General features: G+C 41.1%; 18 protein-coding genes. All 18 read left to right on the plus strand.

Annotated elements, in window-relative coordinates:
• Positions 1–10: 10 nt before the first annotated feature.
• The 18 genes from H3V01_RS02840 (at position 11) to H3V01_RS02925 (ending at position 13069) form a co-directional block, all read left to right on the plus strand.
• Positions 11–487, plus strand: coding sequence for a structural cement protein Gp24 (locus tag H3V01_RS02840; RefSeq protein WP_198185943.1), 477 nt, complete (start codon positions 11–13; stop codon positions 485–487).
• Positions 488–498: 11 nt separating this feature from the next.
• Positions 499–1500 carry a DUF2184 domain-containing protein gene (locus H3V01_RS02845; protein ID WP_100125152.1) on the plus strand — a complete coding sequence of 334 codons (1002 nt, stop codon included), beginning with the start codon at positions 499–501 and terminating at the stop codon, positions 1498–1500.
• 53 nt (positions 1501–1553) lie between these two features.
• Complete coding sequence (locus H3V01_RS02850) at positions 1554–1865, plus strand: hypothetical protein (RefSeq protein ID WP_100117059.1); 312 nt, start codon at positions 1554–1556, stop codon at positions 1863–1865.
• A 9-nt stretch (positions 1866–1874) separates the two neighbouring features.
• Positions 1875–2282 (plus strand): DUF4054 domain-containing protein, encoded by a 408-nt coding sequence (locus H3V01_RS02855; RefSeq protein ID WP_198185944.1) that lies wholly within the window; start codon positions 1875–1877, stop codon positions 2280–2282.
• 1 nt (position 2283) lies between these two features.
• Positions 2284–2865, plus strand: coding sequence for a hypothetical protein (locus H3V01_RS02860; RefSeq protein ID WP_198186462.1), 582 nt, complete (start codon positions 2284–2286; stop codon positions 2863–2865).
• Entirely contained in the window at positions 2852–3232 is a 381-nt protein-coding gene (locus H3V01_RS02865) for a hypothetical protein (protein WP_232332581.1), read from the plus strand. The genes H3V01_RS02860 and H3V01_RS02865 overlap by 14 nt, the downstream gene beginning before the upstream one ends.
• Positions 3202–3708: a phage neck terminator protein gene (locus H3V01_RS02870; protein WP_198185945.1), complete on the plus strand. Its 507-nt coding sequence runs from the start codon at positions 3202–3204 to the stop codon at positions 3706–3708. Before H3V01_RS02865 ends, H3V01_RS02870 begins: the two co-directional genes overlap by 31 nt.
• Before the next feature lie 8 nt (positions 3709–3716).
• Positions 3717–5183, plus strand: a complete 1467-nt coding sequence (locus H3V01_RS02875; RefSeq protein ID WP_198185946.1) for a DUF3383 domain-containing protein — start codon at positions 3717–3719, stop codon at positions 5181–5183.
• A gap of 90 nt (positions 5184–5273) precedes the next feature.
• Positions 5274–5792 (plus strand): phage antirepressor N-terminal domain-containing protein, encoded by a 519-nt coding sequence (locus H3V01_RS02880; protein ID WP_198185947.1) that lies wholly within the window; start codon positions 5274–5276, stop codon positions 5790–5792.
• A 16-nt stretch (positions 5793–5808) separates the two neighbouring features.
• A complete protein-coding gene (locus tag H3V01_RS02885; protein ID WP_198185948.1) occupies positions 5809–6258 on the plus strand; it encodes a phage tail fiber protein in 450 nt (149 codons plus the stop codon).
• Entirely contained in the window at positions 6258–6665 is a 408-nt protein-coding gene (locus tag H3V01_RS02890; protein ID WP_198185949.1) for a hypothetical protein, read from the plus strand. The genes H3V01_RS02885 and H3V01_RS02890 overlap by 1 nt, the downstream gene beginning before the upstream one ends.
• An 8-nt stretch (positions 6666–6673) precedes the next feature.
• Positions 6674–6874, plus strand: a complete 201-nt coding sequence (locus tag H3V01_RS02895) for a hypothetical protein (protein WP_025330135.1) — start codon at positions 6674–6676, stop codon at positions 6872–6874.
• Entirely contained in the window at positions 6855–9503 is a 2649-nt protein-coding gene (locus tag H3V01_RS02900; protein WP_198185950.1) for a CHAP domain-containing protein, read from the plus strand. Before H3V01_RS02895 ends, H3V01_RS02900 begins: the two co-directional genes overlap by 20 nt.
• Positions 9500–9886: a hypothetical protein gene (locus H3V01_RS02905; protein WP_100117069.1), complete on the plus strand. Its 387-nt coding sequence runs from the start codon at positions 9500–9502 to the stop codon at positions 9884–9886. Before H3V01_RS02900 ends, H3V01_RS02905 begins: the two co-directional genes overlap by 4 nt.
• A gap of 51 nt (positions 9887–9937) precedes the next feature.
• A complete protein-coding gene (locus H3V01_RS02910) occupies positions 9938–10879 on the plus strand; it encodes an SHOCT domain-containing protein (protein WP_100125160.1) in 942 nt (313 codons plus the stop codon).
• A gap of 211 nt (positions 10880–11090) precedes the next feature.
• The gene (locus H3V01_RS02915; protein WP_198185951.1) at positions 11091–12023 is read left to right on the plus strand and encodes a hypothetical protein; all 933 of its coding nucleotides are present in this window, start codon (positions 11091–11093) and stop codon (positions 12021–12023) included.
• A 140-nt stretch (positions 12024–12163) separates the two neighbouring features.
• Complete coding sequence (locus H3V01_RS02920) at positions 12164–12448, plus strand: HigA family addiction module antitoxin (protein WP_078474829.1); 285 nt, start codon at positions 12164–12166, stop codon at positions 12446–12448.
• 111 nt (positions 12449–12559) lie between these two features.
• The gene (locus H3V01_RS02925; protein ID WP_198185952.1) at positions 12560–13069 is read left to right on the plus strand and encodes a hypothetical protein; all 510 of its coding nucleotides are present in this window, start codon (positions 12560–12562) and stop codon (positions 13067–13069) included.
• The last annotated feature ends 60 nt before the right edge of the window (positions 13070–13129 follow it).

Raw genomic sequence — 13129 nt, forward strand, 5'->3', positions numbered from 1 at the left:
AGGATTAAAAATGGGATTTCAAACACATTTAAATAATGATCTGCCGGTTGGTGTTGAGGGTGATTTTGCCTCCACCAATCCCTATTACTCTGTACTTGCAGGTGAAGGGCAAATCAAAGCCGGTGATAAAGGCGTAATTGTTGGCAGCTTTGCATGGTTCGATCCTGAAACAGGATTGGCTACTAATACCAAAGTTGCCAATGGGTTAATCGGGTTTGTGCGCCGAGACAATACCGCACTCCTTAATGAGTATCTGGCTGAATCCAGTTTAACCATTCCAAAAGGTTTTATCGTAACGCTATATGATGGCGGCGATTTTTGGGCTCGTTTCGCTGGTGGTGCAAATATTGGTCAGAAAGTTTTTGCCAATACAGCTAATGGCAGTGTTGTTGCTGCCGATACCGCTCCTGCCGGTTACGAAGAAACAGGCTTTATTGCAGCCAGCAAAGCAGAAGCTGGTGCATTAGCCAAGATTTCAAAACATTAAAAGGATTTAAAATGGAATTAAATTTTAATACTTTAAATCAACGTGCAGGGATTGTATTTGCAACGGGTAAGGCTCCCGTAGAGCTAACCGATAAAAGTCGAATGGCGCTGGCTATGGATAGTGCCAGCAACCTGCAAACTTCGCCAAATGCCGGCATTCCCGCTTTGTTTACAACTTATGTTGATCCAAAGGTTATTGAGGTATTGGTAACGCCAATGAAAACGGCAAAAGCATTCGCTGAATGTAAAAAAGGTGACTTTACCTCAACAACAGTGACATTTCAGGTACTGGAAAGCACTGGTGAGACTTCGTCCTATGGTGATTTCAATAATAACGGACTAAGTGATGCGAATGTTAACTATCCATCTCGTCAGCCCTATCACTACCAGACATTTATTCGTATTGGTGAACGGGAATTAGCAATAGCTGGTGCTGCCGGACTGGATTGGGCAAGCCGTAAGCAGATTGCGGCTGCCTTGACTTTAAATAAATTCCAGAACAAGAGCTATCTACGCGGAATTGAAGGCTTGCAGAATTATGGTTTGATAAATGATCCTCGTCTATTGCCGTCAATAGTAGATTCATCATGGGAGAGCATGGACGGACAAGAGGTTTATGATTCAATCCAGCGGCTTTTTGCTCAACTCATAAAACAAACGGACGGTTTGGTTGATCTTGAAACACCAATGACTATGCTGTTGTCTCCAAATGCATCTGTACAACTAACGAAAACCAATACCTACAATGTAAACGTGACTGATCAGGTTAATAAAAATTTCCCGAATCTGAAAATAGTCACAATACCGGAATATAAAACCGAAGCTGGCGAATTAGTTCAGTTAATTGTAGACGAGTATGAAGGTCAGCCAACAGTAGAACTGGGATTTACCGAAAAAATGCGCGTACACCCGCTGATTCAGATGTCATCAGGTTATGAGCAGAAGCGGTCACAGGGAACACTGGGAGCTATTATTTACCGGCCGCTGTTTATTGCAAGTATGCTGGCTTCTTAATTTTTATATAAAGACGACCACCCTCAGGGGTGGTTTTTATTTTAGGAGTTCATATGTCGAATGACACAGTTATTATCGGGTGCAAGATAGCTAATGGCTTGCTTTTACAGGTTGATGATAAAACCGTAAAGATTAACGGGTTTAATACATCTAATGTTATTGGCGGGCATGGTATTACCGAAAATGTGCCGGCGGATTTCTGGCAGGCATGGCTGGCCAAAAATAAGGATCGCGATATTACTAAGAACGGGCTGATTTTTGCGCACAGCAACACCAAAGACACTACGGCAGAAGCTAAAGAGAAACGCAAGACTAAATCCAGCACAGAGCCTATTTCGCCACCCAAAAACAACGAGCTGGAATAAGGTGCAACTATGAGCGGTATTGTTCAGTTTAACCTCTTAAAGTTCCGGAAACTGTACCCGAAAATTAGCGCAACTGATGATCAGCTTAGTATGTTTTTTGTTGAAGCCAGTATGTCGTGTAATAACACTGAGCACAGTGTTATCCACGATCTGCAAGAACGGGAGCTTTTGCTATTTTTATTGACAGCGCATATTGCAACCTTGCAGCAGCGTATCGACAGCGGTAACGAGGCGGTCGGTCGTATTGCCAGTGCTTCTGAGGGTAGTGTGTCTGTTGTGCTGGATAATGGGCAGACTAAAGATTCAGAAAAATGGTATCAGCAGACACCATATGGGGCACGATATTGGGTATTAACGAAGCGGTACCGCTCATTCTTTTATGTGCTCGGCAAGTTTCCCATGCCGGTTAGGCGTTAGTATGAAAAAAATCGGTGATTTATCGGATGCACTGAAAAAATATGCAGCCGGCAAAAACAAAAAGGTGCGGGCAGGTATTTTTGAAAAAGCTACCTATGCAAAAGCCGATGGCGAGCCTTTGCCTGTTGCACAGGTGGCGTTCTGGAATGAATACGGCGCACAGATTCAGGTTCCGGAACATCAGATAACCGTTTACCGGCTGGTTAGCGAGAAAACCGGGGATTTCCGGCTTAACGGTCGTTTTGTTAAACAGTCTAAAGCCAATTTTGCCACTACTCATACCGTACCGGCGCACACAATCAACATTCCGGCGCGCTCATTTTTTCGTAAAACAGTACGGGTGAATAAGGGTAAATGGATTAAGGCTTTACCGGGTTTGGTTAACCAGCATGGCGCGACAAAAGGACTGGAACTGGTCGGTAAGGCGATGAAAGGCGATCTGGTTGAATCAATCATGACATGGACAGACCCGCCTAACTCAAAAGCGACCATCGCCAGAAAAGGCAGGGACGCTCCATTGCGTGACACTATGCGGATGTCCAGATCGATCGGTGTAGAGGTATCAGATAATGATGAATCTTAGAGGAATGGCTAACAGCATTATTGCCGGGGTTAATCCTGATCAGGAGGCAGTATTAAAAATCAATTCCGGCTCAGCAGTAGATGAATCCGGTGCCATTGAGCCATGCTTTGAGGAAAAGCCCATAACTATTCAGTTGCAAAGCATTTCCTCTGCCGACCTTGAGCACCTTAATCTGATTAACCAGCAAGGGCAGTTTATCTATGCCTATCTAACCGGTCAGATAGCTGCAATCCGCCGCTCACAGGGCAAAGGTGCGGAACGGGTAATTTTTACCGCATACGGCGAAAATGAAACATCAGAATGGATGGTTAAACAGGTGCTGGAATCCTTTCCGGCATGGTGCAAGGTGCTGCTATGGCGACAGTAACGCATAAACAGATTTACACAGAAGTCCGCGCATATCTGCTCGGGCTTTTTTTATGCCCGCCTGAATCAGTCATACAGGGTTACCAGAATGATGCACCTTTACCTGATCAGGCGATCGTTATGTCAATTCTGTTTGAACAGGCACTGGATGTATCGGCTCATTATTACGAGCCGGCAGACAATCAGACCTTTGTGCAGCAGTCAGTTGAGATAACCATGCAGATTGATTTTTATGGTGCCGGTTCAGGCGATAAAGCGCGCAAGCTGTGCAATCTCTGGAAAAGCCACTATTCCACAGCGCGGCTTATCTCCTGCCAGCCGCTTTACTGCAAAGCCCCTGTACAGATGACGTTTATCAATGAGCAGTCACGCTATGAGCAACGCTGGATGGTCGAACTGCTTTTGCAATACAACCCTGAATTTTCGCATGAACAGACTTATTTGGACATGCCGGTTATAACTTTGAAAAACCCATAGGAAATATTATGTTACCTTCAATTCCTGCAAGTAATATTGTTACCGTCAATCCGGCGGTAATCGGTACAGGCGGTGATGCGCTGGACTTAAATACCGTTGTACTGTCAGACAGCAGCATTTACCCGATAAATCAGTATGCCAGTGCCGCCGATGTAGGCACTGTATACGGTTATAACAGTGAACAGTATAAGTTTGCTCAGTGTTATTTTGATGGTTATGTCGGTTCAACTATCAAGCCCGCAACCCTGTTTATCGCCCGATACAATCAGACTGATATTAGTGCACGGCTGATTGGTGCTAGTGTTAAATCATTGCAGTTGAATGAACTGCAAGCCATCAAAGGAGAAATAACCCTAACCATAGACGGCACGGTAACCACTGCAACAATCGATTTAAGCAAAGCCAAAAGCTTTAGTGATGCTGCGGTAAAAATCAAAGAGGCTTTAACTAACGATGTTGTCTTTGATACGCAGTTACAGGCATTTATTATCAGCTCGCCATCTGCCGGTGCAGGTTCGGCTATTTCCTTTGCCAGCGGAACAGCGGCAGAAGCCCTCTGTTTAACTGAAAATACCGGGGCGATTGCTGATAATGCCACTAAGGCAGACAGTCCGGATTCTGTAATGGAGCGTGTATCAGGCTATACCCTGAATTATGCTGTTATTACTACCATTGGCGATGCATTTACTCAGGATGTTCTGAAAGCACTGGCTAAGTGGAACAGTAAACAGAACAGCCGGTACTGGTTTGTTTATTATGCGCAGGAGCCAACCGCCCTGATTGCCAACAATACCAACTGCTTTGCCTCATGGCTGAAAGAAAATGCCATATCCGGAACGACAGCGATTTACGGCACACTCGAACAGGCAGGGCTGGCTTGCGGTTATGCCGCCTCCATCAACTTTAGTGAAAGAAACGGTCGCTCGACTATGGAATTCAAGCGGCAAAGCGGTATTGCCGCCTCTGTCACTTCGCTTAAAGATGCCACTGCGCTGGAAAGCAACGGCTACGCCTATTATGGCGCGTGGGCAACAGCTAATGAGCGGTTTATCTTTTTCAGAAATACCAGAGTAAGCGGCGATTTTGCCTGGGTGGATACTTACCTGAATCAGGTGTATTTCAACGCTCAGCTGCAACTGGCATTTATGAATATGCTTATCAGCTATAAAGCTATCCCGTATAACGAGGAAGGCATTGCTATTCATCGCGCAGCCGCACAAGACCCGATTAATGAAATGCTGAATTTTGGCGGCATTCAGCGCGGGGTAAACCTTTCCGAAGCGCAGAAATCGCAGATTAATTATGAGGCCGGTTTTGATGCAGCGCGACAGATTGAAACAGCCGGTTACTGCCTGCTGATAAATAAAGCTTCAGCACAGGTACGCGGACAGCGCGAATCACTGCCGTTAAAGCTCTGGTATGCAGACGGCGGCAGTGTTCATACTGTGAATCTGGCTTCTATCGCTGTGCAATAACACTGAATTCAAATAAGGGAACAACCCTGAAACCACCCTGAAAACCCGTACAAAATGTACGGGTTTTTATTTATTCATTCGGAGTTAAACATGGAATATTTAAACGTTAATTTTTTAGGTTCAGAAATAATGGTTATTAACCACGATGGTGAGCCATATGTGGCTATGCGTACGGTTGTTGATGGCATGGGACTGGATTGGAAGAGTCAATTTGTAAAAATAAAACAAAGATTTAAATCAACCGTGGTGGAGATCACCACGGTTGCCAATGATAACAGAAATCGTTCAATGCTTTGCCTTCCATTGAGAAAACTTTTTGGCTGGCTGATGACCATTAACCCAAACAAAGTAGCCTCACATAAAAGGCAAACCATTATCCGCTATCAGAATGAATGTGACGATGCATTATGGCAGTACTGGACTAACGGCATAGCCAATCGTGAAAAAATTTTGCAGGAAATGGAACTGCTAAAAAAGCAGCAGGCTGAATCTGAGGCGCGCGGCAGTGCAGCAGGTAAAGCCTTAAATCAGCGCAAATTAGAAAAACGGCAGCTTGAAATGCAACTGGATGCAATTAATCAGCTCGACCTTTTTAAACAGATTGATTAAGTAAAAGGATTAAATCATGCCAATGGGACATAACCCGCTAACGATTACATCAGCCAATTCCGTACTTATGTTGCGCTGCACAGGTGTATACGACAACTATATTACGATGCAAGGCTTTCAGGCAGATAACGCATGGGGCTTTGGTGATGCCAATATCTCAGAAACCCGCATGGGCGTAGATGGTAAACAGTCAATGGGCTATACGCCGCACGAAGTGGAATGGACACTGCATCTAGAAGCAAACAGCCCGTCAATCGAGCATATGGAGAATATCCGCAAAGACTTCAATGCCAACATGGAAACACGCCCGATTGATATTGTGGTTGAAATTCCGTCTGTAAAAAAACGCTACAGTGCCACTGGTGCACTGGTTAAATTAACCGGCGGGGCTTCCGGTCAGAAATTACTGGCAGGTAGCCAGTACACATTCAGATTAGTTCTGAATGGCGCAGAGGAGATTAACTGATGGCACGTAAAACAAGAACAATCAACATAGATACCGGTCGCGATAAAGGTAAAACCTTTCTGATCACCGAAATGCCGATTATACAGGCGGATAAATGGGCACAACGCGCCCTGTTTGCCCTTGCCGGAAGCGGCATTGATACAGCGGGTATCAATCCAAACGGCGGCATGCTGGAAATGGCAAAACTCGCCATTGGTGTTATCAGCAAGATAGACCCGCAGATAGGCGGTGAATTGCTGGATGAACTGCTTACCTGCGTGCAGATAGTGCCCTCTGGCGGACTGGCGCGCAGTCTGGATATAGAAAGTGATATTGAGGATTTAAAAACACTGTTTGAATTACGCAAAGAGGCTTTACTGGTGCATATCGATTTTTTAACGAACGGCAATCCCCTAGATATGAACTAACGGCGGGATTGCCTTTCCGTGAAGGCGTGCTTGCACAAACAGTGAATGTCTCTTCTTTAGCCAGTCAGGTTATTACAGCCGGACTGGCTTCTTACGTTGAGCTGGATAGTGTGCTGGGGCTTGAGGATGTACTGAATATTCTTGAGGTTTATCAGGTTTCTGAACATAACAAAATGTTGGTGAATAAGTATGACAACGAATATAGTTGAACAAATGCTTGTCGAGCTAATGCTTGATACATCTAAATTTGCTGCGCAGGCAGATAAAGCGGAAAAGAAAAATCAGGCACTAGAAAAGTCTCTGGATAAAACCGAAAAAGCCTCAAAGCAGGCTGGAAAGGCTAACGAGGAACTAGCGAAGAAATATCATTCCTCTATCGAACAGACAGCAAAATTCGGTCAGGCCATTGCAAAAGTAACTAAGGAGCTAACCGGATTTTTTGCTGTAATCATCGGCTCAACAGGGCTGTTTAAACTGGCTAATGATGCTGCGCATGCCAATATGGAAGTGTCAAAGCTTTCCGGTCAGCTAGGTATGGCTACTGCGAGTATTACAGACTGGCAGAATGCGGCAGGTGCTTTCGGTGGCAGTGCGCAGGGTATGACAGCCTCTTTAACCGGTATTAAACAGGCTATGAACGGGCTGGTTATGTTTGGTGACGCTAGCATGCTGCCATACTTTAATGCCTTGGGTGTCAGTGTCGTTGATGATGCCGGTAAGGTTCGCAAACTGGATGATGTAATGCTTGATCTGGCTGATTCATTCCAGAAAATGCCAAAGGAACAGGCTTATACAATCGGTAAAAAAATGGGCTTTGATGACGGCACAATCAACGCCTTAATTTCTGGTCGCAAAGAGTTACAGGAAATTCTGAATATTCAGAAAAGAATGTATCACTCAGACGGGGAAGCCATTGCCCGTAGTCGCGAATTAACCAAACAGCAGGCGATATTGAGCGCACACTGGCAAAGCATGAAGCAGTTGGTGGGTGATGCATTAACGCCGATACTGCTTACTCTGATTAAGGTAGTAAACAGCTTCTTTGAGTTTCTACAACGGCATGAAAAAGTTATTAAGGCAGTATTCCAGACCGCAGCGATCGTAATTGGTATGCTGCTGATTCCTACCTTACTTAGTGCCGGACGTGCACTGCTGGCGTTTATTGCTCCGTTTACGCCGTTAATCCGCCTTATGGGTGCCCTTGGAATCGCAATTAATCCGGTTATTGCTGCGGTAACTGCTCTGGCAGGGGCTTTTGTACTTCTGTACGACGATTACGACACTTGGGCTAAGGGCGGTAAATCTCTGTTTGACTGGAGTTCATTCAGTGCCGGTATTAAAGACAGCAAAATGTCCGTTGATACTCTGTGTACTGCATTTGGCAATCTGGTTGATGCCGTAAAAAATAACACCATTCCTACCCTGAAAGGTTATGCTGAAATTCTGGGTAAACTGGTGCGCGGCGATTTTACCGGTGCGGCTAAGCAAGCCAAACAGATGATTGACAATTATTCTGATATTGCAACAGGCATAATTGCTGATGCAATGGGTGAAAAGAAAGAAGATGTAGCGGGCTTCATCGGTGAAAGTATGTACCGGCTGTTTCATGGCGGTAAGGATTACTTTGAGCAGAACGGGATTCAGAAACCTGTAGAGGCTAATGCGCCTGCCAAAGCAAAAAAGACAGCAGAAACAGCGCAGGCAGCAGCGGATTACGCCACCAGCCATGCTTTAAAGGCTAGCGCGGAAAAGTGTGCTGAATATGTTAATAATGCATTAAGAGCGCAAGGTATTAAAATCTGGGGACATGGACGAGATGTAGCAGGCAATTTACTTAAAACAGGGAAATTTCAAAGTATTGCCTACAATGAAAATTACACTCCTCAGAAAGGGGATGTTATGTCTATGCCGTCCTCAAGTAAATCGAAACATAACTATGGTCATGCTGCTATCTTTAACGGTAAATATTGGGTTTCAGATTTTATTCAGACTAATAAAAGAGGGAATACTGCCGCTCCTTCAGATGCTTATTTTAACGATATCAGGTCGGGAAAGATTACGCCGGTTATTGCACGTATGAAATCATCAGAAACGCCAAACCAGAAGAAAACGGCAACCAGTGTATCTGTAAAAGGAAATATGAATTATGCTCAGCAAATTTATGCATCTCTTCGTGAACATGGTTTATCCGCACAGCAAGCGAGAATAATGACTGCTGAGATTGGTCGGGAAAATTCATTTAATCCGGATTTTCTTTTTGGTTCGCATACAGACCCGAAAAATGGCGCAACAAATGTTGGACTGATTTCTTGGCAGGGAATTCGGGCTAAAAAGCTAATTGCGGAATTAACAGCAAAGGGTTTATATAAAAACGGAAAAATAACCAGATCAAAAGCTTCGCTTGATGAAATGGTTAAGTATATGCTGTCTGAAATATCCAACAATCCCGCGTACTCCAAGACCAAAAAAGAATTTTTGGATAATCCGAATGTCGCATACGATAAAGGACACAAAATATTAGGTGATAATTATATTATCTGGCGGCAGGATGACCCAAAATACAAGAGCGGGCATGACAGACGGGATGCTTTTTTTAAACAGACCGCTAATATGGAAATGGCGTATAACGCAAATCGAATATCAAAAGGAGTAAGCCAAAGCAATCAGTTAGCTGGAGGTAATACAACAACACATACAGACAATAGGAAATATGTTAATGTTAATATACCAAATATGAATGTTAAAACTTCATCAAATACTGTTAGTGGAAATACCGTGGCAGCGATGAAAGAAACACATAACTATTTATTTAACCAGCTAGGGGTATCGATGACATGAAGAAATTTGTTTTATCTGGTATAGCATGTTTAATTACTGCAACGCCTTTAGCAGCAAAGGAGTTTGATTGGGAACAAATTGCCCATACTCCTGATGGCTTGATTTTGTATGCAGATAATAATTTTTATGACGGGCAAGATTTTGCATGGATTATAGTAAAGGAGCCTAAACCTTTTAAAACACCAGAAGGAAATTCTGCTGATTCTACAATGCTGAAAATTCACATAAATTGTGAAAAAAATTTAATGAAGATGGCTGATACTGCTTATTTAAAAAATAACAAAGTTATCGAAACAGATAATGAGGCAAAAGAAAACACGTATAAGAAAATTAAGGCAGATACAATGTTTTCACTAGTTGCTAATTGGTTTTGTTCATCTTGATTTTTTTGTAGTAACTTAGGTAAAAACTTTGATACTGCATAAGGATTTTTTATGTCTAAACCATCATTAACAAATGAACTTACACGCTTATATGAATTACTGGAAAAAGGGGCAATAACTCAGGAAGAGTATGAAGAACACAAAGCTTTATTACTAAACCAAGCCCGTAATACATCTTCCCATAATGGGTATGGTGATCCAGTTCAAACAAAGCCAACTGAGGCAAAGCCGCAGATTATCATTAATCAAAGTGCATCTGCGGCTGCATCATCTAGCGCGACTGCTGTAGCTAAAAATGGTGGCTGTTTAAAAAGTATCTTGGCAACGATTGGTTTCTTGGTTGTAATTAGCGTAATTCTGAAAGCATGCTATGGCGAAGAAAAGACAGCAGCAAGTACGCCCGCAATAGAGCCGGCAGCTCAAACTGTTACCAATACAGATAGCCAAGAGGATACTCAGGAAAATATACAAGCATCATTACAAAGTGCAAAACAGGAGAATGCAGCAGCAAATGACGAGATAAATACCTTATGGACAAATATGGACGTTGATGTGCGCAACCATTTAAAGCCTCAACAGCTTGCATGGAATCAACAAAAGAAAAAGCAGTGCCAGTCAAACCAATACCCTACGCCAGAGCAGAATCAAATTGAGTATTTAAACTGTGAGACTGAATTGACGCGTAGCCGTATTTCAGAACTTCAAGCACAGCAGGATCAAGTTTATGTCAACGTAAAAGAAGCAAAGCTACAGAAATTAAAGCAAGAAGCAGATGATTCATTAAAAACACTACAAACAACATGGGACGCTATACCAGAATCAATTAGAGATCAGTTAAGCTCAAATTTTAAAAGTTGGACTAAGAGTGCGGATAATGAGTGCGATTCGGAAAAGCCGGCTGATACGGAGGTGCAGACAGAAATTAACCGGTTCAACTGTAGAATAAAGCTGATAAAAGCCAAAACCAAAGAGCTTGAGGGATATAAACTTTAATCTTGATTCTGTTACGCAATCAACCACTCTTCGGAGTGGTTTATCTGGGTTTTAGTAGATTAGGCGTATAAGTATACACAATTTGATTATGTAACATAATTAAGACAATTATTTTTATTAATAAGGTTTACTAAAATTGTTTATTTTAGAAATATGATAAAAATTGTAAAATAAATATAATTATTTACTAATTTATATAAAGGGTACAAAATTGACTAACGTTGTATCAGGGAATAATACTGTAGATATCGATAAAATCTTAAGTGAAATATTAGTTGATGAAAATCTTAATAAAGATGATGAATTTTTATACAAATGTGTATTTGATAAAATTAATGCGAAGCTTATAATAAAAATTAAAGGAGACAATTATAATTGCAGTTTTCCTGCTAGTTTTGCACAAAGTTTAGTAGAAGTTCAGGATAATTTTTATCGCGCTGTATCCATAGCTTTGTTTGGAGAAGAAAACCTAAAAAGATTAAATAGCTCATATAGAGATAAATATCAATTAACATTTACAATTAAAAATGGAAGCACAGAAGTTGAGTCGGATTATCAGCAATCCTTGATAAATTTGGTTACTACGGCAATGAGTGATATGTCATCTGTTGAAAAAATAATTTTACTGGTTACATTAGCTCTTATTGTGGGTGGCGTTTATTTGGGTCGAAAGTACATGGAAACTAAATTAGAGAATAACAAAGAGACTGAGCAAACTAAACGCTTCTATCGAGCAATAGATAAATTAACAGAAAATAATGAAAAAAATGTTGCTGCAATTCTTAAAGGTATAAAAGATGCAGATAAAGCAACTATAAATGAAGTAGAATATAGTAAAGCAGATATACAGGACGCAAGTAGGCGTGCCAACAGAATATCACATACTAGTGAGATCATGGTAGATTACTTTAGAATATTTGCTGTAGAAACTAAACACCAAACAATTAGTAAATTTACACTAAGTAACCCCAATACAGGTGAATTTACAGCTTTGTTTGATGAGGATGAGTTCTGCCAAGATGATATTGATAAAATATGGGATGCAATCAGAAATAAACGTCAAATTAATCTAGCCCTCAATCTTGATAAACAAGAAAATAAAATAAAACAATCAACTATATTATCTATCCAAGATGAATCTTAATTGATTAATTTAGTATTCTTTAGTATAGCAACAACTTTTCTATGAGTTTTTAGTGAATATTTGAATGTATTACACAATAAAACCACTTCAAAGAGTGGTTTTATTTATAGCAAAATATCTGGTTTTAGGAGGTTAAGCGTATGAGTATGCACAATCCTTGCCATGCAGGTGAAGTATTAAAAGAATATTTAGGTGATACCAGCATTAGTACAGCCGCTAAACATTTAGGAGTGACGCGGGCGGCTCTTTCTAGAATCATTAACGGGAAAACCGGAATAAGTGCGGATATGGCAGTAAGGTTATCCATCTTATTGAATACCAGCCCGCAATTCTGGCTCAATATGCAGGTAAATTATGATTTATGGAAAGCCAGCCAGAAATCACATGCCGATGTAGTTCCACTAAATACAGCATTATCCATCTAACAAATTCAAGCCGGCTCAGTTCCGGCTTTTTATTTATAAAAAATTAACTTACTGATACAATAGTATAAATTAAATTAACAATAAAGTTTATTGCTTGAAAGGAGTTTTATTGTGATTACATATAAAGATTTATGCAATGCTTGGAAAAAAGATATCGATACTAAAAGCAAAATAAGAACTCAACTAATTGAAGCCGCTCTTAAATTTGCAGTTGAACTTGCTAAAAATTTAGGATTACAGGATAAAAGATATAATCTTAATGGACAAGAAAAAAAATATGTTAGACTTGATCCATATAAAAATGGGGAAAAGTCTGAAGATAATTTTTTAGATATACCCATGTTTAAAAATGAAGATATTTTTTATATAGATTATGCGCTGAGTTTAGTTTTAGAAAGGGATGAGAAATCTTCTCAGAGAACAAATTTTTATATACCTTTTAAAAATTATATTGAAAATGAAAACTTAATCATTCAGGTAAATGATGGCAGACCGCAATCTGATAAAACAAGATTTGAGATTCCAGTAACATCGTCAGAATATAGTGATATTGAAGCTGCCTTTCAAGCGCCTGTAGAAGAATACAAACGAATGATAATGGAAAAATATAAAGCTTTATAAGCTTCTATTTTGATTGTATAAAAATTCAAGCCAGCCATGCGCTGGCTTTTCTATTGCAGC

It is taken from the genome of Snodgrassella sp. M0351 (genome assembly GCF_016100575.1).
In the GTDB taxonomy this organism is placed as follows: Bacteria; Pseudomonadota; Gammaproteobacteria; order Burkholderiales; family Neisseriaceae; genus Snodgrassella; species Snodgrassella alvi.

Excerpts from the sequence above, each read along its gene's own strand:
- H3V01_RS02870 (WP_198185945.1), top strand. The coding sequence starts at position 3,202 with ATGGTGCAAGGTGCTGCTATGGCGACAGTAACGCATAAACAGATTTAC.
- H3V01_RS02910 (WP_100125160.1), top strand. The coding sequence starts at position 9,938 with ATGTCTAAACCATCATTAACAAATGAACTTACACGCTTATATGAATTA.
- H3V01_RS02850 (WP_100117059.1), top strand. The coding sequence starts at position 1,554 with ATGTCGAATGACACAGTTATTATCGGGTGCAAGATAGCTAATGGCTTG.
- H3V01_RS02920 (WP_078474829.1), top strand. The coding sequence starts at position 12,164 with ATGAGTATGCACAATCCTTGCCATGCAGGTGAAGTATTAAAAGAATAT.
- H3V01_RS02855 (WP_198185944.1), top strand. The coding sequence starts at position 1,875 with ATGAGCGGTATTGTTCAGTTTAACCTCTTAAAGTTCCGGAAACTGTAC.
- H3V01_RS02840 (WP_198185943.1), top strand. The coding sequence starts at position 11 with ATGGGATTTCAAACACATTTAAATAATGATCTGCCGGTTGGTGTTGAG.
- H3V01_RS02900 (WP_198185950.1), top strand. The coding sequence starts at position 6,855 with ATGACAACGAATATAGTTGAACAAATGCTTGTCGAGCTAATGCTTGAT.
- H3V01_RS02905 (WP_100117069.1), top strand. The coding sequence starts at position 9,500 with ATGAAGAAATTTGTTTTATCTGGTATAGCATGTTTAATTACTGCAACG.
- H3V01_RS02865 (WP_232332581.1), top strand. The coding sequence starts at position 2,852 with ATGATGAATCTTAGAGGAATGGCTAACAGCATTATTGCCGGGGTTAAT.
- H3V01_RS02880 (WP_198185947.1), top strand. The coding sequence starts at position 5,274 with ATGGAATATTTAAACGTTAATTTTTTAGGTTCAGAAATAATGGTTATT.
- H3V01_RS02890 (WP_198185949.1), top strand. The coding sequence starts at position 6,258 with ATGGCACGTAAAACAAGAACAATCAACATAGATACCGGTCGCGATAAA.
- H3V01_RS02875 (WP_198185946.1), top strand. The coding sequence starts at position 3,717 with ATGTTACCTTCAATTCCTGCAAGTAATATTGTTACCGTCAATCCGGCG.
- H3V01_RS02885 (WP_198185948.1), top strand. The coding sequence starts at position 5,809 with ATGCCAATGGGACATAACCCGCTAACGATTACATCAGCCAATTCCGTA.
- H3V01_RS02845 (WP_100125152.1), top strand. The coding sequence starts at position 499 with ATGGAATTAAATTTTAATACTTTAAATCAACGTGCAGGGATTGTATTT.
- H3V01_RS02860 (WP_198186462.1), top strand. The coding sequence starts at position 2,284 with ATGAAAAAAATCGGTGATTTATCGGATGCACTGAAAAAATATGCAGCC.